25 protein-coding genes are annotated in these 24,195 nt (G+C 37.7%); all 25 read right to left on the reverse strand.

What is annotated here, in order from left to right:
* Positions 1-3: 3 nt before the first annotated feature.
* The 25 genes from hslV to fapR all read right to left on the reverse strand — a co-directional run bounded on the left by hslV (position 4) and on the right by fapR (position 24,160).
* Positions 4-546, reverse strand: coding sequence for an ATP-dependent protease proteolytic subunit HslV (hslV, locus tag MHB74_RS18720; protein ID WP_000526271.1), 543 nt, complete (start codon positions 544-546; stop codon positions 4-6).
* A 42-nt stretch (positions 547-588) separates the two neighbouring features.
* Positions 589-1,488, reverse strand: coding sequence for a tyrosine recombinase XerC (gene xerC, locus MHB74_RS18725; protein ID WP_001101238.1), 900 nt, complete (start codon positions 1,486-1,488; stop codon positions 589-591).
* Positions 1,489-1,553: 65 nt separating this feature from the next.
* The gene (gene trmFO, locus MHB74_RS18730; RefSeq protein ID WP_000211998.1) at positions 1,554-2,858 is read right to left on the reverse strand and encodes an FADH(2)-oxidizing methylenetetrahydrofolate--tRNA-(uracil(54)-C(5))-methyltransferase TrmFO; all 1,305 of its coding nucleotides are present in this window, start codon (positions 2,856-2,858) and stop codon (positions 1,554-1,556) included.
* Between the two features lie 48 nt (positions 2,859-2,906).
* Positions 2,907-4,985, reverse strand: coding sequence for a type I DNA topoisomerase (gene topA / locus MHB74_RS18735; RefSeq protein ID WP_001286953.1), 2,079 nt, complete (start codon positions 4,983-4,985; stop codon positions 2,907-2,909).
* A 144-nt stretch (positions 4,986-5,129) separates the two neighbouring features.
* Positions 5,130-5,999, reverse strand: a complete 870-nt coding sequence (gene dprA / locus MHB74_RS18740; protein ID WP_061678205.1) for a DNA-processing protein DprA — start codon at positions 5,997-5,999, stop codon at positions 5,130-5,132.
* Between the two features lie 87 nt (positions 6,000-6,086).
* Entirely contained in the window at positions 6,087-6,989 is a 903-nt protein-coding gene (gene sucD / locus MHB74_RS18745) for a succinate--CoA ligase subunit alpha (RefSeq protein ID WP_000115178.1), read from the reverse strand.
* Positions 6,990-7,008: 19 nt separating this feature from the next.
* Positions 7,009-8,169, reverse strand: a complete 1,161-nt coding sequence (gene sucC / locus MHB74_RS18750) for an ADP-forming succinate--CoA ligase subunit beta (protein WP_001020792.1) — start codon at positions 8,167-8,169, stop codon at positions 7,009-7,011.
* 194 nt (positions 8,170-8,363) lie between these two features.
* Positions 8,364-9,137, reverse strand: a complete 774-nt coding sequence (locus MHB74_RS18755) for a ribonuclease HII (RefSeq protein ID WP_061678206.1) — start codon at positions 9,135-9,137, stop codon at positions 8,364-8,366.
* A 51-nt stretch (positions 9,138-9,188) separates the two neighbouring features.
* Positions 9,189-10,079 carry a ribosome biogenesis GTPase YlqF gene (gene ylqF / locus MHB74_RS18760; protein ID WP_061678207.1) on the reverse strand — a complete coding sequence of 297 codons (891 nt, stop codon included), beginning with the start codon at positions 10,077-10,079 and terminating at the stop codon, positions 9,189-9,191.
* Positions 10,080-10,099: 20 nt separating this feature from the next.
* Positions 10,100-10,651, reverse strand: coding sequence for a signal peptidase I (gene lepB / locus MHB74_RS18765; RefSeq protein ID WP_000711857.1), 552 nt, complete (start codon positions 10,649-10,651; stop codon positions 10,100-10,102).
* A gap of 101 nt (positions 10,652-10,752) precedes the next feature.
* Positions 10,753-11,097: a 50S ribosomal protein L19 gene (rplS, locus tag MHB74_RS18770; RefSeq protein ID WP_001186518.1), complete on the reverse strand. Its 345-nt coding sequence runs from the start codon at positions 11,095-11,097 to the stop codon at positions 10,753-10,755.
* Positions 11,098-11,243: 146 nt separating this feature from the next.
* Positions 11,244-11,978, reverse strand: coding sequence for a tRNA (guanosine(37)-N1)-methyltransferase TrmD (gene trmD, locus MHB74_RS18775; protein WP_061678208.1), 735 nt, complete (start codon positions 11,976-11,978; stop codon positions 11,244-11,246).
* Positions 11,978-12,493, reverse strand: a complete 516-nt coding sequence (gene rimM / locus MHB74_RS18780; protein WP_061678209.1) for a ribosome maturation factor RimM — start codon at positions 12,491-12,493, stop codon at positions 11,978-11,980. The genes trmD and rimM overlap by 1 nt, the downstream gene beginning before the upstream one ends.
* A 121-nt stretch (positions 12,494-12,614) precedes the next feature.
* Complete coding sequence (locus MHB74_RS18785; RefSeq protein ID WP_000737399.1) at positions 12,615-12,842, reverse strand: KH domain-containing protein; 228 nt, start codon at positions 12,840-12,842, stop codon at positions 12,615-12,617.
* Positions 12,843-12,856: 14 nt separating this feature from the next.
* Complete coding sequence (gene rpsP / locus MHB74_RS18790; protein WP_000268750.1) at positions 12,857-13,129, reverse strand: 30S ribosomal protein S16; 273 nt, start codon at positions 13,127-13,129, stop codon at positions 12,857-12,859.
* Between the two features lie 100 nt (positions 13,130-13,229).
* Positions 13,230-14,579: a signal recognition particle protein gene (gene ffh, locus MHB74_RS18795; RefSeq protein WP_000863466.1), complete on the reverse strand. Its 1,350-nt coding sequence runs from the start codon at positions 14,577-14,579 to the stop codon at positions 13,230-13,232.
* Between the two features lie 12 nt (positions 14,580-14,591).
* Entirely contained in the window at positions 14,592-14,924 is a 333-nt protein-coding gene (locus MHB74_RS18800; RefSeq protein WP_000891061.1) for a putative DNA-binding protein, read from the reverse strand.
* Between the two features lie 134 nt (positions 14,925-15,058).
* Entirely contained in the window at positions 15,059-16,048 is a 990-nt protein-coding gene (gene ftsY, locus MHB74_RS18805; RefSeq protein WP_000007660.1) for a signal recognition particle-docking protein FtsY, read from the reverse strand.
* 15 nt (positions 16,049-16,063) lie between these two features.
* On the reverse strand, positions 16,064-19,633 hold the full coding sequence (gene smc, locus MHB74_RS18810; RefSeq protein ID WP_061678210.1) for a chromosome segregation protein SMC: 3,570 nt from the start codon (positions 19,631-19,633) through the stop codon (positions 16,064-16,066).
* A gap of 146 nt (positions 19,634-19,779) precedes the next feature.
* Entirely contained in the window at positions 19,780-20,517 is a 738-nt protein-coding gene (rncS, locus tag MHB74_RS18815; protein ID WP_001146868.1) for a ribonuclease III, read from the reverse strand.
* A 58-nt stretch (positions 20,518-20,575) separates the two neighbouring features.
* A complete protein-coding gene (acpP, locus tag MHB74_RS18820; RefSeq protein ID WP_000786062.1) occupies positions 20,576-20,809 on the reverse strand; it encodes an acyl carrier protein in 234 nt (77 codons plus the stop codon).
* A gap of 69 nt (positions 20,810-20,878) precedes the next feature.
* Entirely contained in the window at positions 20,879-21,619 is a 741-nt protein-coding gene (gene fabG, locus MHB74_RS18825) for a 3-oxoacyl-[acyl-carrier-protein] reductase (RefSeq protein ID WP_061678211.1), read from the reverse strand.
* A complete protein-coding gene (gene fabD, locus MHB74_RS18830; protein WP_061678212.1) occupies positions 21,619-22,563 on the reverse strand; it encodes an ACP S-malonyltransferase in 945 nt (314 codons plus the stop codon). Before fabD ends, fabG begins: the two co-directional genes overlap by 1 nt.
* Positions 22,564-22,577: 14 nt before the next feature.
* Positions 22,578-23,570: a phosphate acyltransferase PlsX gene (plsX, locus tag MHB74_RS18835; RefSeq protein ID WP_000684108.1), complete on the reverse strand. Its 993-nt coding sequence runs from the start codon at positions 23,568-23,570 to the stop codon at positions 22,578-22,580.
* Positions 23,567-24,160, reverse strand: coding sequence for a transcription factor FapR (fapR, locus tag MHB74_RS18840; protein WP_000747352.1), 594 nt, complete (start codon positions 24,158-24,160; stop codon positions 23,567-23,569). Before fapR ends, plsX begins: the two co-directional genes overlap by 4 nt.
* Between the last annotated feature and the right edge of the window lie 35 nt (positions 24,161-24,195).

The following is a 24,195-nucleotide window of genomic DNA, read 5'->3' on the forward strand; positions in this document are numbered from 1 at the left end:
ATTCTACAATTCTTCCACAATTATATTGTGGTTTGTATAAACACAAATATCGCCAGCAATGTCTAAACTCGCTTTCGCAATTTGCTTCGCTGTTAAATGTTCACTTGCATATTGTTTTAAAGCACGACCTGCAGAAAGCGCATAATTCCCACCAGATCCAATCGCTAAAATACCATCATCCGGTTCGATTACTTCTCCTGTACCTGAAACAAGAAGCATAGTTGTTTTATCCATGACAATGAGCATCGCTTCTAGTTGACGTAACATTTTGTCGCCACGCCATTGTTTTGCCATCTCAACTGCAGCACGCTGCAAGTTCCCATTGTACTCTTCTAATTTTCCTTCAAACATTTCAAAAAGAGTAAATGCGTCAGCAACGGAACCTGCAAAGCCAGCTAAAACTTTCCCTTGGAAAAGTTTACGGACTTTACGAGCTGTATGTTTCATTACAACTGCATTTCCCATCGTCACCTGGCCATCTCCAGCCATTGCACATTCCCCATTATGATGAACTGCAAATATCGTTGTAGCGTGGAAATTTCCCATAGAAAAAACTCCTTTATATGTTTTTATAGCTTTAAAAGCAATTTATGCCCGTGGGTGATGCTTCATGTAGACCGAACGCAATCTTTCTTTAGAGACATGCGTATAAATTTGTGTCGTCGACAAATTCTCATGACCGAGTAGCTCCTGTACAGTACGTAAATCTGCCCCTTCATCTAACATATGTGTAGCAAATGTATGCCTTAACATATGGGGACTGATCCGCATTGTCAGTGAAGCTTTCTTAATGAGTTCGTTTAATACATAGCGTACCCCTCGACTTGTTAGCGGCGTGCCTTTCGCATTTAAAAATACCATATGAGAGTGTTCTTCAGTTTTGTGAGCTAACTGTTTTCTCCCGTTCTCTATATAAGTAATTAAAGCATCTTGCGCATAGCTTCCGAACGGAATATACCTTTGTTTTTTTCCTTTTCCCATTACTAAAATTGTTCCCACCGCGAAGTCAATATCGGTAAGTTGTAAATTGACACATTCACTCACACGGATTCCAGTCGCATACATCAATTCTAATAAAGCTTGATTCCTTTGACCTAGCGGCGTTTCCGTATCAGAAACTTCAAACAATTCCTCTAATTCTTCAGCATATAAAAACTTTGGGATTGACAATTCTTTTTTGGGGAGTGACGCAAGTGCAAACGGATTATCTTTCCGATAACCTTCACGCATCAAAAAACGATATAAACTTCGTAAGCTTGATACTTTTCTTGCGACAGATTTACGGGCTAACTTTTCATCGTGCAACGTCGTTAAGTACAAACGAACATCCGCGTATGTAACATCTAAAAAAGAGGATATGCCTTCTCGCTCCATAAATTGCACAAAATGTTCTAAATCATTTTGATAACTTGCAATTGTATATTTTGAATAATTTCTTTCAATTTGTAAATATCCAACGAATAATTGTAACAATTTCTTCACATTCACACAATTCACCTCAATAAAGGCTACTAAATCGTATCACAACTTAGTAGCCTTTGCAAGAAATTTAACTAAATATTTACAAAATTTTGAATTGTTTCTAAAGCGCGTGTTGCATAGGCTTCATTTCGTTCTGCTTTTTTCTTAATTTTCTTCTCTAACGGTGCAAACAGACCGAAGTTTGCATTCATTGGTTGGAAGTTTTTTGCATTTGTCGCAGTAATATAATTCGCCATACTTCCCATTGCAGTTACAGACGGTAATACAACCGGCTCTTCACCTTTCACAAGTCGAGCAGCGTTAATACCTGCTAGTAATCCTGATGCTGCCGATTCAACATATCCCTCTACTCCAGTCATTTGACCAGCGAAGAATAAATCATCACGTTGTTTATATTGATATGTTGGACGAAGTAAGTTAGGTGAATTAATAAACGTATTACGATGCATTACACCATAACGTACAATCTCTGCGTTTTCCAATCCTGGAATCAACTGTAACACTTCTTTTTGTGGTCCCCACTTTAAATGCGTTTGGAAACCTACGATATTGTATAACGTTCCTGCTGCATCATCTTGACGTAACTGAACAACAGCATATGGAGTTTTCCCTGTTTTCGGATCTTCTAATCCAACAGGTTTCATCGGTCCAAATACTAACGTCTGTCTTCCTCTACTCGCCATAACTTCTACTGGCATACAACCCTCAAAGAAAATTTCTTTTTCAAATTCTTTTAAAGGTACTGTTTCAGCAGCAATTAAAGCCTCGTAAAAACGGTCAAATTCCTCTTCCGTCATTGGGCAGTTTAAATATGCAGCTTCACCTTTATCGTAACGAGATTTTAAATATACTTTATTCATATCAATGCTGTCTTTCTCAACAATCGGTGCTGCAGCATCATAGAAATAAAAATAATCTTCACCTGTTAATTCTTTTAATTGTGCAGCAAGATCAGGAGACGTAAGTGGACCTGTCGCGATAACAGTAGGCCCTTCTGGAATTTCAGTAATTTCTTCATTCATCACAGTTACGTTCGGATGGTTTTTCACATACTCCGTTACCTTTGCCGCAAATTCATGACGATCTACAGCTAAAGCCCCTCCTGCTGGTACAGAGCACTCATCAGCTGCACGAATAATAACAGAGTCCATTAGACGCATTTCTTCTTTAATAACACCAACAGCGTTTGTTAATGTGTTTGCGCGAAGCGAGTTACTGCATACTAACTCTGCAAATTTATCTGTGTGATGAGCTGGTGTTTGCCTTACTGGTCTCATTTCATATAATTTTACTTGGACACCACGTTTTGCAATTTGGTAAGCTGCTTCACTTCCTGCAAGACCTGCGCCAATGACGTTTACTACTTGTGTTGTCATATTAATCACCTTTCCTTTTCTTCCCGAAAAAAATGTGAGCAGTTACGCTCACATTTGTTGTTCTTCTTCATAATCACACGAAATACATTGTACTTGCACGCCTTTTTTCAACTTCTTCTCTACAAGCATACCTTCGCACTTCGGACATTTACGACCAATTGGTTTATCCCATGATACAAAGTCACACTCTGGATACGTACCGCATCCGTAGAAAAGACGTTTCTTTTTATTACTACGGCGTTCAATAATTTGACCTTTATCACACTTCGGACAAGTAACACCGATTTCTTTCACAATCGGTTTTGTATTACGACAATCTGGGAAATTCGAACAAGCCATAAATTTCCCGTATTTACCCATTTTAAAGACCATTGGGTGATCACACAATTCACAGTCTTCCCCAGCTGGTTCATCTTTAATTTCCACTTCACGCATTTCTTTTTCCGCTTTTTCTAAACGCGGTTCAAAGCCTACGTAGAAATCATCAACAATTTTTACCCAATTCGCATTTCCTTCTTCTACTTCATCAAGACTTTGCTCCATGTTAGCAGTAAATTCAATGTTAATAATTTCTGGGAAAAACTCTAAAATAAGTTCAATTACTATTTCACCAAGTTCAGTTGGAACAAAGCGTTTATTATCCAAACCTACGTATCCACGTTTTTGAATCGTTTCAAGTGTCGGTACGTAAGTCGACGGTCTTCCAATTCCAAGCTCTTCAAGCGTTCTTACTAGACGAGCCTCTGTATAGCGCGGCGGAGGTTGTGTAAAGTGTTGCTTCGGTTCTAAATCCTTCGAAAATACCGTTTCCCCTACTTCTAAAGGTGGCAACATTTTATCCTTTTCTTCAGCCCCGTCATCTTTCGACTCTACATACACTTTCATAAATCCTGGAAACTTTACAACCGATCCACTTGCACGGAACTGAACATTGTTATTAATGAGTCTAGCTGTCACAGTATCCATTATAGCAGACGCCATTTGACTTGCAACAAATCGCTCCCAAATCAGTTTATACAACCGAAGTTGATCACGACTTAAGAAACTCTTTAGTTCCTCTGGCCTTCTCATTACCGAAGTAGGACGAATTGCCTCATGCGCATCTTGTGCGTTCGACTTTTTCGTTTCTTTCTTCTTTTCTGTTCCTATGTATTCCGCACCAAACGCCTCAGTAATGTAAGTACGCGCCTCTGTTTGAGCTGTTTCTGAGATACGTGTTGAGTCAGTTCTCATATACGTAATAAGACCTACAGTTCCTTGCTTGCCAAGATCTATCCCTTCATACAATTGCTGCGCGAGCATCATTGTTTTCTTTGCTCGCATGTTTAACTTACGAGCCGCCTCTTGTTGCAAGGAAGATGTTGTAAACGGTAATGCAGGATTACGTTTTCGCTCTTTTCGCGTTACATTTTCAACTGAAAACGCATTATCTTTCATCTGTTCAATTATTTCATTCACTTGCGTTTCATTCGTTAATTGAACTTTTTCACCATCTACACCGTAAAAACTTGCTTCGAATGTGTCTTTCCCCTTCACAAATTCTGTCTTGATTGTCCAGAATTCTTCAGGCTCAAAGATTTGAATTTCTTTTTCACGTTCGATAATTAAACGAACTGCTACAGATTGTACGCGTCCTGCACTTAATCCTTTTTTTACTTTCTTCCATAATAAAGGACTAATATTGTAACCCACAAGACGATCTAGTATACGTCTTGCTTGTTGTGCATCTACTAAATCCATATTAATCGCACGAGGATGTTTAAATGATTCTTTTATTGCATCTTTTGTAATCTCATTAAACACAACTCGGCAATCTGATTCAACGTCCACATTTAACGTATTGGCTAAATGCCAAGCAATTGCTTCCCCTTCGCGGTCTGGATCGGCCGCGAGATAGACTTTCTTTGCTTTTTTTGCCGCTGATTTTAAATCTTTTAAGACGGGACCTTTACCACGAATGGTAATATACTTCGGGGTGAAGTTGTTCTTTACTTCTATCCCCATTTGGCTTTTAGGTAAATCGCGAACGTGTCCCATAGACGCGACAACTTTGTATTTTTTCCCTAAATATTTCTCAATGGTCTTCGCCTTAGAAGGCGACTCCACGATTACGAGGTAATCTGACATGCTAGTGCCTCCTTAAGAGGTGGATTCAAGTCTTCATCAATCTTATTGATTTCTCTTGTTTTTGTCAATCAAGAATGAATATACCATACAGTGCCTTTCTACCATTTGTCAATAATTGTTTAATAAAAACATGAAAATATAAGGTTAATTTAAAATCTCTTCCAAGATATCTTCTGCATTTCTTACTAGTTTTGCTCCTTGTTGAATTAGATGATTCGTTCCTGATGCACTATCTATAAATATAGGTCCAGGAAGTGCAAATACCTCTCTATTTTGCTCTAAAGCAAGGTCCGCAGTAATAAGTGTTCCACTTCTTGATTTCGCTTCTACAACTAAAACACCCTTACTTATACCACTAATGATTCGGTTCCTTTTTGGAAAATACCATTTTTTCGGTGCATAGTGCGGCGGATACTCTGTTAATAACAATATATATTCATTCCATGTTTCATATAAATGTCTATTCTCTTTTGGATACATATACGATAATCCATGTCCTAGTATTGCAATCGTCGGACAATGCCGTCTTACTGTAATTTCATGAGCCATTGTATCTATCCCTCTTGCAAACCCACTGACAATAAGCCATTCTCTTTCTAATAATGGGTGTAAAATAAATTGTAAACTCTCATGCCCATATAAAGTCGGTTCTCTCGTTCCAATAACCGCTAATTTATTCGCCTTATTGAGAAAATCCTTCTCACCTTTTCCATATAACACAAAGGGCGGATCTTGTATTTCACGTAATAATTGTGGATAATCTCCATCACAGATAGTCATATAAAAGATTCGATTTTTCTCTAAATAAGATATATATTGCGAGAGATTTGAACTTTGAAGAAAACGTACTAATTCTGAAGATTTTTTCGAGGATATTCCAGTGTAGTATTCCATTTGTGCTGCATTAAAAGTGTATATTCCCTTCAATTCAGGATCAACATATAGTAGTCTTTCCATCGCCTTCCAATGATCTGCTAAAAAATAATGAAGATGTAATAATCGTTCTCTTTTCATCTTAATTCTCCTTACCCATAATTTTTATTATGTAAACAAGAATTACGTAAAAAGACACCTTCAAACAAGAAGGTGTCTTTCAACAGATTAGTAGTTTTTACAAGTCTCAAATAGACCTTTTTCTTTTAAGACAGAGATTAGCGTTTCGCCCATAACCGCTGGAGTTTCCGCTACTTTAATACCACAAGCTTCCATTGTTTTAATCTTTTCAGCAGCAGTTCCTTTACCACCAGAAATGATTGCACCAGCATGGCCCATACGTTTGCCTGCAGGCGCTGTTTGGCCACCAATGAAGCCTACAACAGGTTTTGTCATATTAGCTTTCACCCATTCAGCTGCCTCTTCTTCCGCTGTACCACCGATTTCACCAATCATAATTACAGCATGCGTTTCTTCATCTTCATTAAATGCTTTTAACGCATCAATAAAGTCCGTACCGTTAACTGGGTCCCCACCGATACCTACAGCAGTAGATTGGCCAATACCTTCTTGTGTTAACTGATGTACAGCCTCATACGTTAATGTACCAGAGCGAGATACGATACCTACATGGCCTTTTTTATGAATGTAACCTGGCATAATACCAATTTTGCATTCATCAGGCGTAATAACACCAGGACAGTTTGGTCCAAGTAAACGTGTATGTTTACCTGCCATATATCTCTTTACGTTTACCATATCTAATACAGGAATTCCTTCAGTAATACATACTACTAAATCGATTTCTGCATCAACTGCTTCCATAATTGCATCAGCCGCAAAAGCGGGTGGAACGTATACAACTGAAGCATTTGCGCCTGTTGCTTTCACTGCATCTTCTACAGTATCAAATACTGGTACACCTTCAATATCAGTGCCACCTTTACCTGGCGTTACACCACCGACAATTTTCGTACCGTATTCAATCATTTGTTTTGTGTGGAATAATCCTTGAGAACCTGTAATACCTTGAACAATAACTTTTGTATCTTTATTAACTAATACGCTCATTTTTCTCCCCCGCTTTCTATTAGCCCACTAGTGAAACAATTTTTTGTGCACCGTCTGCCATAGATTCTGCTGCAACAATATTTAAGCCAGACTCATTTAAAATCTTCTTACCTAACTCTACGTTTGTACCTTCAAGACGTACAACTAAAGGCAATTCAAGACCTACTTGTTTCGTCGCTTCAATAACACCTTCTGCGATAACATCACACTTCATAATGCCACCAAAAATGTTAACAAAGATACCTTTTACATTTTTGTCAGAAAGGATAATTTTGAATGCTTCTGTAACTTTTTCAGCTGTTGCACCGCCACCAACATCTAAGAAGTTAGCTGGATCGCCATGGTAATGTTTAATGATATCCATTGTTGCCATCGCTAAACCTGCACCATTAACCATACAACCGATATTTCCATCTAATGGAATATAGTTTAAGTCATATTTAGAAGCTTCAATTTCTTTTGAATCTTCTTCATCAAGATCACGAAGTTCTAAAATGTCTTTATTGCGATATAAAGCATTAGAATCAAAGTTTAATTTCGCATCTAATGCCATAACTTTACCGTCACCTGTTGTAACAAGTGGATTAATCTCCGCGATAGAGCAATCTTTTTCGATAAACGCACGGTATAAGCCCATCATAAACTTCACAGCTTGTCCTACAAGCTCTTTTGGAATATTGATGTTAAATGCGATTCGGCGTGCTTGGAAGCCTTGTAAGCCTACTGCTGGATCAATATATTCTTTAAAGATTTTTTCAGGTGTTTGTTCTGCTACTTCTTCAATTTCTGTTCCACCTTCTTCAGATGCCATTAAAACAACTTGAGAAGTTGCACGATCTAAAACTAGACCAACATAATATTCTTTTTTAATATCGCAACCTTCTTCGATAAGTAAGCGTTTTACTTCCTTACCTTCAGGACCTGTTTGATGTGTCACAAGTGTAGTTCCTAAAATGCTCTCTGCATATGTACGAACTTCATCTAAATTTTTTGCAACTTTTACTCCGCCAGCTTTGCCGCGTCCACCAGCGTGAATTTGTGCTTTTACTACACATACATCCGTTCCTAATTCTTTCGCTGCTTCTACAGCTTCTTCTACTGTAAATGCAACCTTCCCGTTCGGAACGCTAACCCCATAGCTTCTAAGGACTGCCTTACCTTGGTACTCATGGATATTCATGGTCCCATCCTCCCCTGTTTTCCTGTTTTACTCGAAAAGTTTTTTAATGTTTAAAAAACATTACATTGCCATTGTATAAGATGATTGGCACGCTGTCTACAATAAAGTGTCAGAAAACTGAAATCGCTTTATTCTTTTTTGAAAATAGTAATGTTCATATACCAAAATAAAAAAATAAGCTGCATATTCGCAGCTTATTTTTGAATCATATCTTTAATTGGTGCAAACGATTTCCGATGTTCTTCTAATACTCCATGCGCTTCAATCGCTTCTAAATGTTGTTTTGTACCATATCCCATATGTTGTTCAAATCCATATGCAGGATACTTTTCTCCAAGTTCTTTCATCATACGATCTCTCGTTACCTTCGCAATAATGGATGCAGCTGAAATAGAAATACTTTTCGCATCACCTTTAATAATGGATGTTTGCGGAATTGGTGTAGAAAGTTTCATCGCATCAATTAATAAATATTCTGGTGCACAAGATAAATTCGCAACAGCATCTAACATCGCTTGTTTCGTCGCTTGATAAATATTTATCTCATCAATCATTTGTGGTGATACAATTCCAACTCCAATTGCAATTGCTTGTGCTTTGATTTCATCATAAAAACGCTCTCGCTTCGCCTCACTCAGCTTTTTCGAGTCATTTAACCCTGGAATATAAAAATCTTCCGGAAGGACAACAGCTGCCGTCACGACAGGCCCAGCTAGTGGCCCACGCCCTACTTCATCTATACCCGCGATAAGTTTGAGCCCTTTTTCACGTAATGCAATCTCGTACCTAGACATTTCGAAAAACTTTTCTTTTTCTTTCTGCGCTAGCTCTTTTTGTTTATGCCACTTCAAAATGAGCTTTTGTATCCCTTTTCGCTCGTCTTTCATTAATAGTTGAAAGCGATCATCTTCTTCACTCATTATTTCATGCAATAAACGTTCCGCTTCTTGAATAGTCACTTTTTGCATTCATGCCACTCCCTTTATATACAAAAAAGAAAAGACGCACTAACGCACGTCTTATACTTCTTCTATTTTTTCTACATCTTCTGTCTGCTCTGCAAACTCTTCCGGTGTTTCAAACGTCATTTTTCCAAGTTTTCCACCGCGAAGCTCACGAAGTACAAGCTCAGATGTTTTATCATAATCAATCATTCCGCCGCCCATTAAACAGCCTCTATTTTTTCCAATTGCATCGAATAACTCTACAATATCTTCTGGAATTTCATTTAAATTATATCGCTCTTTCAGACGTTCTGGATAATGTTTCTCCATAAAACGTAGTGCGTAAACAGCAACATCTTGTAAATTTAAAATTGAATCTTTAATTGCGCCTGTTGTCGCTAAACGAAGACCCACTAGTTGATCTTCAAATTTAGGCCATAAAATACCAGGTGTATCTAACAGTTCCATTTCCTTCCCAACTTTAATCCATTGTTGAGCCGTTGTCACACCAGGGCGATCTCCTGTTTTAGCAATATTTTTCTTCGCTAACTTATTAATTAACGTAGATTTACCAACATTCGGTATACCTACAATTAATGCACGAATCGCTCTCGGTCTAATACCTTTTGCAGCCATTTTATCAAATTTTTCTTTCACCAACACTTTACAAGCCGCTGCAATTTCCTTCATACCTTGTCCAGCTTGTGCGTTAATTGAAATTGCCATTTGTTCTTTTTCTTTAAAATATGCAATCCATTGCTTTGTTAAACGATCATCTGCCATATCCGCTTTATTTAAAACAACAAGCCTCGGTTTATGTGTAATGATCTCATCGATCATTGGATTTCGAGAAGATAAAGGTAATCGAGCATCTACAAGCTCAATTACAACATCAATTAACTTTAATTTTTCTGTTACTTGGCGTCTAGCCTTTGCCATATGTCCCGGGAACCATTGAATTACCATGTTGCCACCTTCTTTTTCTTTTATTTCACAATACGAGCATCTTTTAACGGCCAATATAGTATATTTGCTTTTCCAATCACTTGGTCCATTGAAATTGTACCAATCGAGCGACTATCTTTACTAAAACGACGATTATCGCCTAAAACAAATAATTGACCTTCTGGAACAGTTTTCTTCCCTGTCATTTCTTCAAGAGTAAAATCATATGTAAGCGGTCCGTCAGCAATTTGTTTTTTCTGCTTGTCTAAATACGGCTCCTCATAAGCCTTTCCGTTAACATATAGTTTATCATTACGATACTCTATTTCATCGCCTGGCAGGCCGATAATGCGCTTAATATAATCCTTATCTTCCGTTGCTCGGAATACGATAATATCAAATCGTTTCGGATCTCCTATGTGATAACCAATTTTATTGACAATCATTCGATCGCGATCATGTAAAGTAGACGCCATCGACACTCCATCTACGAGAATTGGCGCAAAGAAAAACTGTCTAATAACACCCGCTAATACAACAGCAATCAAAATCGCCTTGATCCATTCCCAAAGTGAACTCTTTTCTTTCTTCATGCATTTCCCCTCCACGATTATGTAAGCTGCTCGTATTATATCAAAATTTTATATAGATTGGAAAAAGGGAGCTTGTGCATTTACAAGCTCCCATACATGTCTTATCGAATTTCTTTAATACGTGCTTTTTTACCGCGAAGGTTACGTAAGTAGTATAACTTAGCACGACGTACTTTACCACGACGAAGTACTTCAAGTTTCGCGATTCTTGGCGTGTGAACTGGGAATGTACGCTCAACACCTACACCGTAAGAAATCTTACGAACTGTGAATGTTTCACTGATTCCGCCACCACGACGTTTAATTACAACACCTTCGAAAAGCTGAATTCTTTCACGAGTTCCCTCAACTACTTTTACGTGTACACGTAAAGTGTCTCCAGGACGGAATGAAGGAAGGTCAGTTTTTAATTGGCCTTGAGTAATTTCTGCGATTAATTGTTGCATATTAAATTCTCTCCTTTAAACAGATGCTCTTATAAAGTCTTAATAAATTACAGCGGAACATCGTTAATACGGCCACTGATTTCAGTAGCACAAGTGTTATAATAGCATATTGCTAGGACTGTTGCAATAGAAAATATATCTAGCCCTTACTTGTCTTCTTTAATCTGTTCTAGCCATTTCACTTCTTGCTTAGATAATTCTCGTTCTTCCAGTAAATCCGGTCTACGCGTGTACGTACGACGTAGTGATTCTTTGTGTCGCCATTCATCAATATTTTTATGATTTCCTGACATTAATACATTCGGTACCTTCATACCACGAAAATCAGCTGGACGTGTATAATGAGGATGTTCTAATAAACCTGTACTAAACGAATCCTCAACTTGTGAAGCATGATTTCCTAACACTCCTGGCAGAAGACGCACGACACTATCAGTAATAACCATAGAGGCTAACTCTCCGCCGGTTAATACGTAGTCACCAATAGAAATCTCATCTGTTACGAGATGCTCACGAATTCGTTCATCGTACCCTTCATAATGACCACACACAAAAATAACATGCTCTTCTTCAGCAAGCTCTTCTGCCTTCTTCTGCGTAAAACGCTCTCCTTGTGGACACATTAAAACAACTCTCGGTTTACGGTCTGTTTCCTTCGTTAACTCTTCCACTGCATCAAAGATAGGCTGAGGGGTTAATACCATCCCAGCTCCACCACCATACGGATAATCATCTACGCTATTATGCTTACTCGTTGTATAATCGCGGAAATTGACAACACGAAGCTCTACCGCTTCTTTTTCTTGTGCTTTCTTTAAAATTGAAGATCCAAACACACCCGTAAACATATCTGGAAACAATGTTAAAATGTCAATTTTCATTATAGCAATCCTTCCATTACATGAATGGTTACTAATTTATTCTCAATGTTAACTTGAAGTACAACATCATCAATATAAGGAATTAATAGATCTTGACCTTTTGGACGTTTAATTACCCAAACATCATTTGCACCAGGAGATAAAATTTCTTTTATCGTTCCTAACGCTTCTCCTTCTTCCGTTACAACACTGCAACCAATAATTTCATGGTAGTAGTATTCACCTTCAGCTAGTTCACCTAACTGCTCTTCTGGTACTTTTATGAAAGAACCTTTGAACTTCTCTGCTTCATCTACATTGTTGTATCCTTCAAATGTTAATAAATCAAATGTCTTATGTTGACGATGAGAAGTTACTTTCACCGGAAGGTAGTCTGTACTTTTCTCATTACTTATGTATAATGTGTTTCCTACTTTATATCGCTCTTCTGGAAAATCAGTACGAGAAATAACACGAATTTCTCCTCTTACGCCATGAGTATTTACAATTTTCCCTACGTTAAACCACTTTGTCATAAATAGTATGTCACCCCTGGTTTCTATATAAATTAAGCATTTCCATTTCATATATGGAACATGCAACTTCTCTTTAAATGTTAAAAAAGGGAGAGGAAATAACTCCTCGCCCTTTTTACGTTTATTGAATTTCCAGTGTTACCTTTTCATCATTATGATGTCCCACTGAATACAAGAGCATTCGAATTGCTTTTGCAACTCTCCCTTGCTTTCCAATGACTTTTCCAACATCCTCAGGATGTACAGTTAATCGATACTTTATCTCTCCGTTGTAAAGTTCCTGTGTAACTTTTACATCTTCAGGATGATCGACAAGAGGCTTGACAATCGTCTCGACTAACTTCTTCATAGTCATTGCCTCAATTACTTACCTTGTTTAGATAAGTGGAATTTCTCCATGATACCTTGGTTAGAGAATAAGTTACGAACTGTATCAGATGGTTTAGCACCATTTCCTAACCATTTTAATGCTGCTTCTTCGTTGATCTTAACTTCAGCTGGTTGAGCAACCGGATTGTAAGTACCGATTTCCTCAATGAAACGTCCGTCACGAGGAGAACGAGAATCTGCAACAACTACACGATAGAAAGGAGTTTTTTTAGCTCCCATACGTTTTAAACGAATTTTAACTGCCATTTATAAAGCACCTCCGAATTTATTTCACACAGATAATTATATTAGCAAAAAGACTATTGCTTTGTAAAGTATTTTTTCTTAACAGAGCCATCTTTTTTCCTTACATGAATGGAAACTTCAATCCACCTAGTCCTTTTTTCTTACCTTTTTGCATGCCAGTCATCGTTTTCATCATCTTTTTCATATCATCAAATTGCTTGATTAAACGATTGATTTCTTGTACCGTTGTACCGCTACCTTTGGCAATGCGCTTTTTGCGACTAGCATTGATTATTTCCGGTTGTTCTCGCTCTAATTTAGTCATAGAACGAATAATTGCCTCAATATGCCCAATTTGTTTTTCATCAACTTGCGCATTTTTCAGCCCTTTAATTTTATTTGCACCAGGAAGCATTCCTAACAATTCATCAAGCGGTCCAAGTTGACGCACTTGTCCAAGTTGTTCTAGGAAATCGTCAAGCGTAAACGAAAGCGTACGCATTTTTTGCTCAAGTTCTTTTGCTTTCTCTTCATCAACTGTAGCTTGCGCTTTTTCAATTAATGTTAAGACGTCTCCCATCCCTAAAATACGGGATGCCATACGCTCTGGATGGAACGCTTCAATCGCATCTAGTTTTTCACCCATACCAGCAAATTTAATCGGTGTATTTGTTACAGCCTTAATAGATAATGCCGCACCACCGCGCGTATCACCATCTAATTTCGTTAATACAACACCTGTTAAACCTAACTGTTCATGGAAACTTTGTGCAACATTTACCGCGTCTTGACCCGTCATCGCATCGACAACAAGGAAAATTTCATCCGGTTTCGCAACTTCTTTCACTTTCGCTAATTCATCCATTAGTTCTTCATCAATATGCAGACGACCTGCTGTATCGATTAAAACATAATCGTGATGATCTTCTTTTGCTTTTGCAATCGCTTGTTTCGCAATTTCAACAGGACTTACTTGATCTCCTAAAGAGAATACAGGCATGTCCAATTGCTTCCCTAATGTTTCAAGCTGTTTAATCGCTGCTGGACGGTAAATATCCGCTGCAACAAGCATTGGTTTACGATTATGCTTTTTACGAAGCAAATTCGCAAGCTTACCTGTCGTCGTTGTTTTACCCGCACCTTGCAGACCAACCATCATTATAACAGTCGGTGGCCTATTAGCAACAGCAATTTTGCTTTGCTCTCCGCCCATAAGTTCTGTAAGTTCTTCCTGTACGACTTTAATTACTTGTTGTCCAGGTGTCAAACTTGTCATTACATCTTGTCCGACAGCACGTTCAGACACACGCTTTACAAAATCTTTTACTACTTTAAAGTTAACGTCCGCTTCTAAAAGAGCTAGACGAACTTCTCTCATCATTTCTTTCACATCGGCTTCAGAAACTTTTCCTTTGCCGCGGATTTTTTGCATTGTCTGTTGAAGTCGGTCGGCTAATCCTTCAAATGCCATATTGCCGCCCTCCTAATCTAATTTTTCGATAGCTTCAACAACTTGTTTCATTTCTTCATTCACATGCTCTTCTTCGCTGATTAGCTGTTTTAGCTTTGCAACAAGTCGCTGTCGCTCTTGAAACTTTTGAAGTAATACTAATTTATCTTCATATTCTTCAAGCATCGCTTCAGTCCGTTTAATGTTATCATACACGGCTTGGCGACTTACATCAAATTCTTCCGCAATTTCACCAAGAGATAAATCATCTAGATAATAAAGCGACATATAACTTCTTTGTTTTTGCGTTAACAACGATTGATAAAAATCAAATAAATAGTTCATTCTCGTTGTTTTCTCGAGCATGTTGGATCATCCTTTGTTAAGTGATTTCCCTTTACATGAATTAGTTTACATGGAGTACAAAAGAGTGTCAAGTTTTTTTCTTAACATCACATATTTTTTATAGAAAAAGAAGCGGAAAATACCGCTTCTTTCACTTACACTTCTTCTGTTTCTACTAAGTTCGCAAATAAACCATACACATATTGTTCTGGATCAAACTGCTGCAAGTCATCCATTTGCTCCCCTAATCCAACAAATTTCACCGGTACATCCATTTCGTTACGAATCGCTAATACAATACCACCTTTAGCAGTTCCATCTAACTTCGTTAAAACAATACCAGTAACATTCGTTGCTTCACGGAATGTTTTCGCTTGACTTAAACCGTTTTGTCCTGTTGTTGCATCAATAACAAGTAATACTTCATGAGGAGCCCCCGGTACTTCACGCTCAATTACACGCTTCACTTTCTCTAACTCTTTCATTAAGTTTACTTTATTTTGTAAGCGCCCTGCTGTGTCACATAGTAATACGTCTACTTTACGTGCTTTCGCAGCTTGTACAGCGTCATACATAACCGCCGCTGGATCAGATCCTGATCCTTGTTTAATCACTTCTACACCAACGCGATCGCCCCATACTTCTAATTGTTCAATCGCTCCCGCGCGGAATGTATCTCCTGCCGCCAATAGGACAGACTTACCTTCTGTTTTGAATTTATGTGCTAGTTTACCAATCGTCGTCGTTTTTCCTACGCCATTAACACCGACAAATAAAACAACTGTTAGTTGATCCTCTTGCATATTAATTTCGTTGCTAAATTCACTATCACCTTTGTAAATTCCTACTAACTTTTCTGAAATAACAGCTTGTACTTCTTTTGGATCCTGGATGTTACGACGTTGCACTTCTTCTTTCAATTGATCAATTAATTCCATTACCGTCGAAACTCCGACATCTGCACCAATTAAAATTTCTTCTAGTTCCTCAAAGAAATCTTCATCTACTTTACGATAACGATAAACTAAATCATTTACTTTATCTGCAAACGAATTTCTCGTCTTTTCTAACCCTTGTTTAAATTTCTCTGTTACCGTATCTGTTTGTTTTGAAATTTTTTCTTTTAATTTTTTAAAAAAGCTCATACTGTCCCATCCTTCCTAATTACTTGCCACTAGTTCTTCTCCATCATCTAAACGAACCGAAACAAGTTTAGATACCCCTGACTCTTGCATTGTTACACCGTACAATACGTCAGACTCTTCCATTGTACCTTTTCTATGTGTAATGACAATAAACTGTGTCTCATCACTAAATTTCTTTAAATACTGTGCAAAACGGGCAACATTCGCCTCATCAAGAGCCGCCTCTACCTCATCTAGTACACAGAATGGAACTGGACGCACTTTTAAAATACCAAATAGCAGCGCAATGGCTGTTAAAGCACGCTCTCCACCTGAAAGTAAACCTAAGTTTTGCAGTTTCTTCCCTGGCGGTTGCGCTACAATATCAATACCAGTATTTAACAAGTCCTCTGGATTCGTCATGACTAAATCCGCTCTACCGCCTCCAAATAATTCAGAGAATACTGATTGAAACTCCATTCGAATTCCTTCAAACGTAGTAGAAAAGCGTTTTTTCATCTCTTCATCCATTTCAGTAATAAGTTGGTGCAATGTCGTTTTCGCTTCCTCTAGATCATCTTTTTGCTCCAGTAAGAATGTATGACGCTCTGCTACACGCTCATACTCTTCAATTGCCCCTAAGTTTACTGTGCCTAGCTCTTCGATGGATAGTTTAATTAGTTTCACCTTTTTACGTGCATCCTCAGCAGGCATTATCATTGTATACTTCAATTTTGCTGCTTCAAATGAAATTGTATATGTTTCACGTAAATGCTGTAATCTATTTTCTAACTCTACATCAAGTCGGTTTATTTTTACTTCTTGATCTTTCAACATCTCAAGAATGTATTTATGCTTACCTGTTGTTTCTTTCAGGTTACGCTCTAACTGTTCTACTCTCTCTTGTAACGATACGCGTTGTTCGCGACGAGAGCGAATTAACTCTGAAGTTTGATTACGATCATATGCTTTCTTCTCAATCATATTCGTAATTTGCTCTTCACCACTTGAATTCGATGTCATTTCTTGTTTTAGGAATGCTAAATCCTCTTTCGTTTTGACAAGCGTTGCATCCGTTTCTTCTTTTTCTTTCGTCAATCGTTCAACTTTTTCTTTTTGATTAGATAAGCGTTGTTGCTTTTCAGCCGCCAACACTTTCAACTCAGTCATTTCTTTTTGAACTTTTTCTTTCGAAGAATGCTGCTCACTTTTTTGTTTAGTTAAAGCGACAATTTTGCTATCTAATCCCGTAATCTCGGCTTGAAGAGTCGCTAAAATCTTTTCTAACTCTTCTTTACGCCCTTGTATCTTCACTTGATCTTGTAAGAATCCTTCAATCTCTAAATCGTAAATAGATAAACGATCATTAATACGATGTTCTTCTAATTCTAAGCGATTAATTTCTTCTCTTAATTTCTGTTCATCTACACGCTCTACTTCTACACTTTGCCTTAGTTCGCGTATTTGCACTTCTCTTTCTTGAATCTCTTGCTTTACTGCTTTAACAAAGTTTTCTAACTTCGTTGTTTTCTCTTCCATATCAGTTAACTTGCTCGTCCACTCTTCTAGTTCACGTTGACGTCCTAATAAAGAAGATTTTGCCTGTTTTACCGCTCCACCTGTCATAGAACCACCAGGGTTCACTACATCACCTTCGATTGTTACAATGCGATAACGGTATTGCAGTTGTTTCGCTAACTCATTTGCCCCGCGTAAATCTTTCGCAACAATAACAGTACCTAATAAATTCGAAACTACATTTTCATATTTATTGTTATATTGCACAAGTTCTGCCGCCACACCTACAAACGATGGGTGTTGATTTACAATACGTAATTGTTCAAATGATAACGATCTACTTTTAATAACAGCTTGCGGTAAAAACGTTGCTCGCCCATGTTTATTTTGTTTTAAAAACGCAATTGCATTACGAGCATGTTCTTCTTTTTGTACGACAATATGCTGCATTGCTGCACCTAGAGCAATTTCCATTGCAATTTCATATTCTTTCGGTACTGTTAGCAGTTCTGCGACAGCACCCTCGATGCCTTGCAACTTATTTTCTCTAGCTTTTAATACTTCACGTACTCCTTGATAGAAACCAGAGTAATCTTCTTGCATCTCTTCTAGCATTTCTTTTCGAGAACGTGCCTGTTGTACAAATTGATACGCTTGATACAGTTTTGTTTCATTTTCACTATACTGCGTCTTGCATTTCCCAAGTGTCGCTTCTGTCTTTTGTATATTCGAAAGGATACCAGCTACTTTTTCTTTCACTTGTTCATAACTTTCCACAAGCTTCGTCTTTTTCGCGGTAATTTCCATACGCATTTCTACATATTTCGCATTTTCTTCATCAAGGCGTTCATTTTTAGAGTTTTGTTGTTTAGATTGTTCTTCAATCATAGATAACTCATTGCGATGACTAGCTTGTTGATTTAAAAGTTCAATATAGTCACCTTTTAAATTCTCAATTTGTTCCTCTAAATTGTCAGCAAAAGTTGCAAGCAGTAACTCATTATCATGCAATTTCGTTTCCAACTCTTTTACTTGATTTACAAATTGCATCAACACTTCTGTACTGGATTCAATTTCACCATCATAACTTGTAGCTTTCTCTGTTAATTCAACAATTAACTGCTCGAGTTGCGCACAATGCGTCGTTGCATTTTGTTTTCTCTCTTTTAATAACTCACGCTGTCCTTCTAACTTTTCTAGCTCTTTACTAGAAAGAAGAAGTACTTCTTGTAAGGAATCTACAGACTCATCTACTGCTTGTAATTGTCCTCGTAATTCCTCTAGCTCTTCTTCACCTTTTTGTAAATGCGTTGACATTTTAGCTTCTTCGTTTTTATTATGTCCAAACTGATTTCGAAGCGCTTCCCATTTCTCATGTAATTCTTCAATTTCATGTACAATAAGCGCCGCTTCTACTTTCTCTAATTCTTCTTTTTTCTCAAGATAATCTTTCGCAATAGAAGCTTGTCTTTCTAAAGGTTCTACTTGACTACTTAATTCGTGAATGATATCTTGTACACGATTTAAGTTTTCTTGTGTATCTGCTAATTTTGCTTCAGCTTTCTTTTTACGAAGTTTGTATTTCAGCACTCCAGCAGCTTCTTCAAATACACCACGACGTTCTTCCGATTTACTACTTAAAATCTCTTCAACTTTCCCCTGGCTAATAATCGAAAAAGCTTCTCTTCCCATACCAGAGTCCATAAATAAATCGATAATATCTTTCAATCTACATGATTGTTTATTAATATAAAAATCACTATCACCAGAACGAGATACACGACGTGTTACACACACCTCATTATATTCAATCGGTAAACGTTGATCTTCATTATTTAAAGTTAATGTTACTTCAGCAACATTAACTGCTCTTCTCGTATCACTGCCCGCAAAAATAATATCTTCCATCTTTGCACCACGTAACGATTTTGCAGATTGTTCACCAAGTACCCAGCGAATCGCATCAGTAATATTACTTTTCCCACTTCCATTAGGTCCTACTACAGAAGTTACACCTGGGACAAAATCAACAGATACGCGCTCAGCAAACGACTTAAATCCTGCTATTTCTAATCTTTTTAAAAACACGAAAGGCCTTCCTCCTATTCTCCGTTATTATAACTGTTATCTATACAAAAACGAGCTATTATACGGATTTCCCTTCCCTTTATTCACAAACAAAAGAAAGTTTCATTCTATGCATAAGGAATCCCCCTCATTCAAAGGGGGATTCCTTATAGTTGTTCTTTTAATTTTTTCAATGCTTCTGCAGCAGCTTGTTGCTCTGCTTCTTTTTTCGACTTGCCACTACCAAGACCTAAAGCCACGTTATTTAACGTAACACGTGACACAAATTCTCGGTTATGAGCCGGTCCTTTTTCTTGCAAAATTTGATACTCAATATTGCCACTACCATCACGCTGAATCAACTCTTGTAATTGACTCTTATAATCCATCACATGAGAAAAAGCACCTTCATTAATTTTCGGATATACAACTTCTTTTAAGAATCCCCAAACTGTTTCAAGCCCTTGATCAAGATAAAGGGCACCAATAAACGCTTCAAAGACATCCGCTAATAAAGCTGGTCGTTCACGTCCACCCGTCATTTCCTCGCCTTTTCCTAATAAAACAAGGCTACCAAATGACAATTCATTTGCAAAACGAACAAGAGATGGTTCACATACAATAGCTGCACGTAGTTTTGTTAACTCTCCTTCGCTCATTGTCGGATATTTTTGAAACAGATACTGCGATACAGTGAGTTCCAATACAGCATCACCAAGAAATTCAAGACGCTCATTGTCCTCATGCGGTTTTTTTCGATGCTCATTCACATACGATGAATGCGTAAATGCTTGAATCAATAATTTTTCATCTGAAAACGTAATACCTATTTCTTCTTGAAATACTTTAAACGCTTCACGATATTTTGTTTCGTATTTTTTTTCTCTATGTTTTCGGTACGGCATAAGTCCCTCCAGATATAAGCCGAGAAGCCCCGCTAAAAAACGGGACTTCACTTAAGCATTATAGATGACTCTCTATGTAAGTCACAGCATCGCCAACAGTAGCAATCTTTTCAGCATCTTCATCAGAAATTTCCATTTCGAATTCATCTTCCAATTGCATTACAAGTTCTACTACATCTAGGGAGTCTGCGCCTAAATCTTCTTTAAAGCTCGCAGCTGGTACTACTTCAGTTTCTTCTACACCTAAACGATCAACGATGATTTTTGTTACACGCTCTAAAACATCTGCCATTCCATTCACCTCCCCTCAAATATTATATTAAATATTGGCCAAAAAAACTAGCTGAAATCAATTCTTTTATTACATTACCATACCGCCATCAACATTTAACGTTTGACCTGTAACATATTTGCTTTGATCAGAAGCAAAGAAAGTTACAGCATTTGCGATATCCTCCGCTTCACCAAACTGAGCTACAGGAATTAATTTTAACATTTCAGCTTTTATATTTTCATCTAATACGTCTGTCATATCTGTGGCAATAAACCCAGGAGCAATTGCATTTACAGTAATATTACGGCTCGCTAACTCTTTTGCTGATGTTTTTGTTAATCCAATTACACCCGCTTTAGCAGCAACATAGTTTGCTTGTCCTGGATTACCTGTTACTCCAACAACAGAAGCGATATTAATAATACGTCCATGACGTTGACGCATCATATATCGAGATACTGCCTTCGTACATAAGAATACACCTTTTAGGTTTGTATTAATAACTGTATCCCATTCTTCTTCTTTCATACGCATTAATAAATTATCTTTTGTTACACCTGCATTATTTACAAGAATATCAACTTGTCCAAATGTATCTACAGTTTGTTTCACCATATTTGTAACGTCTTCAGCATTTGCAACATCTGCTCTTACTGCAATTGCATCCGAACCTAATTTCTTTATTTCATCAACTACTTCATTTGCCTTTTGCTCATTACCAGCATAATTTACTACAACATTTGCCCCTTGTTTCGCTAAATCAATCGCAATCGCACGACCAATTCCACGTGACGCGCCAGTTACTAATGCTACTTTCCCTTTTAACATCAGTTTTCTCCTCTCAAATTTGAAATGGTATCTTTTAATGTCTCTTCATCATATATCGCATATGCTTTCACTGATGAATCAATTGACTTCATAAGTCCAGCAAGTACTTTCCCAGGTCCAATCTCAATAAATGTATCTACACCTTGACTCACCATATTTTCAATGGACGGGTACCATAAGACAGGCGAATAGAGCTGTTCAATTAGCTTTTCTTGAATATGTGTACCGCTTGTAATAACGTCTGCTGTTACATTTGCGATAACAGGAATATTCGTATCTTGAATTGTAATTTCATTTAGGACACTTTGGAACTTCTCAGCTGCCGGCTTCATAAGTGAAGAGTGGAACGGTCCACTTACCTTAAGCGGAATTGCTCTCTTTGCACCATTTTCTTTCGCTCTTTGAGAAGCAATCTCGACTCCTTGCTTTGTTCCAGAAATCACAATTTGCTTCGTACTATTCATATTAGCGATTTGTACTGCATATCCTTCACTTGTTACTTCTTCTGTAACTTGTTTCAGCATATGTGGATCAGCACCTAAAATAGCCGCCATTGCACCTTCTCCGCCAGGAACAGCTTCTTCCATATATTCCCCACGTTTCCTTACAGCGTATACAGCGTCTTCAAAAGTTATTGCACCCGCTGCTACAAGAGCGCTATATTCACCTAAACTATGTCCTGCAACAAAGTCTGGTGTAATATCATACTCTTTCAAAGCTGTCAAAATAGCAAAACTCGTTGTTAATAAGGCAGGCTGCGCATTTGTCGTTAACGTAAGCTTTTCCTGCGGTCCTTCAAAAATCACTTCTGAAAGTGAATCTTGCAACACCTCATCTGCTTTTGCAAACACATTTGCAACCTCTTTATTATTCTCCGCTAACTGTTTACCCATTCCAACTGCCTGTGAACCTTGGCCCGGAAAAAGAAATGCTAGTTTTCCCATTTCAAATCCTCCTCTTATTGGAGTGGCTCTTTCTCCATTACACTTGAAATAGTAGGAATTACTTCTTTCGCTACCATTTCTCTCGTTTGACGAATCGCACTAAATATCGATTGGTCATTGGAAGAACCGTGAGCCTTAATGACAGGAGCTTTCAATCCAAACAATGCCGCTCCCCCATACTCCGAATAATCCATTTTATCTTTTAATACCATAAGTTTTGGCTTTAATACCGCTGCTGCTAATTTACTCGTAAACGAACTCATTAACTGCTCTTTTAACATAGAGAATAATGCAAGTGCCGTTCCTTCTAATGATTTTAGCGCTACATTCCCTGTAAAACCATCACACACAACAACATCTGCTACACCTTGCAATAAATCTCTTGATTCAACGTTCCCAACGAAATTAATTGGGGCATCCTTAAGCATTGCAAAGACTTGTTTTGAAAGCTCGTTCCCTTTGCCATCCTCTGTTCCAACGTTCAAAAGTCCAACGCGAGGATTTTTAATTCCCCTTACTTTCTCAGCGTATACAGATCCCATTACTGCATATTGATATAAATGAATTGGTTTTGCATCAACGTTCGCTCCAACATCTAACATAACAAAACCTTCTCCATCAACAGTTGGCATTGTAGGGGATAAAGCTGGTCGCTCAATTCCTTCCATACGACCTACAACAAACAATCCAGCCGCCATTAAAGCTCCTGTACTACCAGCTGATATACAAGCATCCGCTACGCCGTCTTTCACTTGCTGCGCTGCTAGTACCATTGAAGCTTGTTTTTTTCGACGAACAGCTCTTACTGGCTCATCTGTCGATTCGATTTTTTCATCTGTATGAAGTATAGTAATTCGCTCTTCACTCGTTAAGTATTGACGAATTTCCTCTTCTTTCCCTACTAACGTAATATGTAAATCAGAATATTCCTTAATAGCTTTCATTGCTCCTAATACGACAGCCTTTGGAGCGTGATCGCCGCCCATTGCATCTATTGCGATTTTCATAAGTTGTTACCTTCCTCACTATAATTACTAGATCGATACATTTCAAAAGTGCCTGTAAAAACAAGTTCTTCTCCAACAAAGCTACGCACTTTTACAACGGTCCGTCCTTTATCATTCTCTACATCTTCAACGCGTGCTTTTGCAACAACACGCTCTCCTAATTTTACAGGACGAATGTATCGAATGGTAGACTTTGCAGTTAAAGCTAATTCTTCATCAATAACTGCAACAGCTAGTGAGTTTGCTTGTGCAAACAAATGATGCCCACGGGCAATCTGATTTCTTTTAAATACGTGTTCTACCTTCACTTCAAAGATAGAAATCGCATGTCTATCTAATTCTATATCGATAATTTCTCCGACAACCTCTTCTAACGGTAAAGATTTCACATCTTCTTCATGTTGCTTCGTAGCTACATGTTTAATTCTTTCTCTTAATTCAGGAATAGATAATTCCATACGATCAAGACGTACGGTTTGTATACTCACTTGAAATTTTTCTGCTAAATCTTCATCCGTAATAAAAGGATTCGTTTCTATTGTTTGTTGTAATAATTCTTGTCTTTCTTTTTTACTTCTTCTTTTTTTCATACCGCACCATCCATTTTTATGACTAGGTACTAACA

It is taken from the genome of Bacillus sp. FSL K6-0069 (assembly GCF_038007785.1).
GTDB lineage: Bacteria > Bacillota > Bacilli > Bacillales > Bacillaceae_G > Bacillus_A > Bacillus_A mobilis.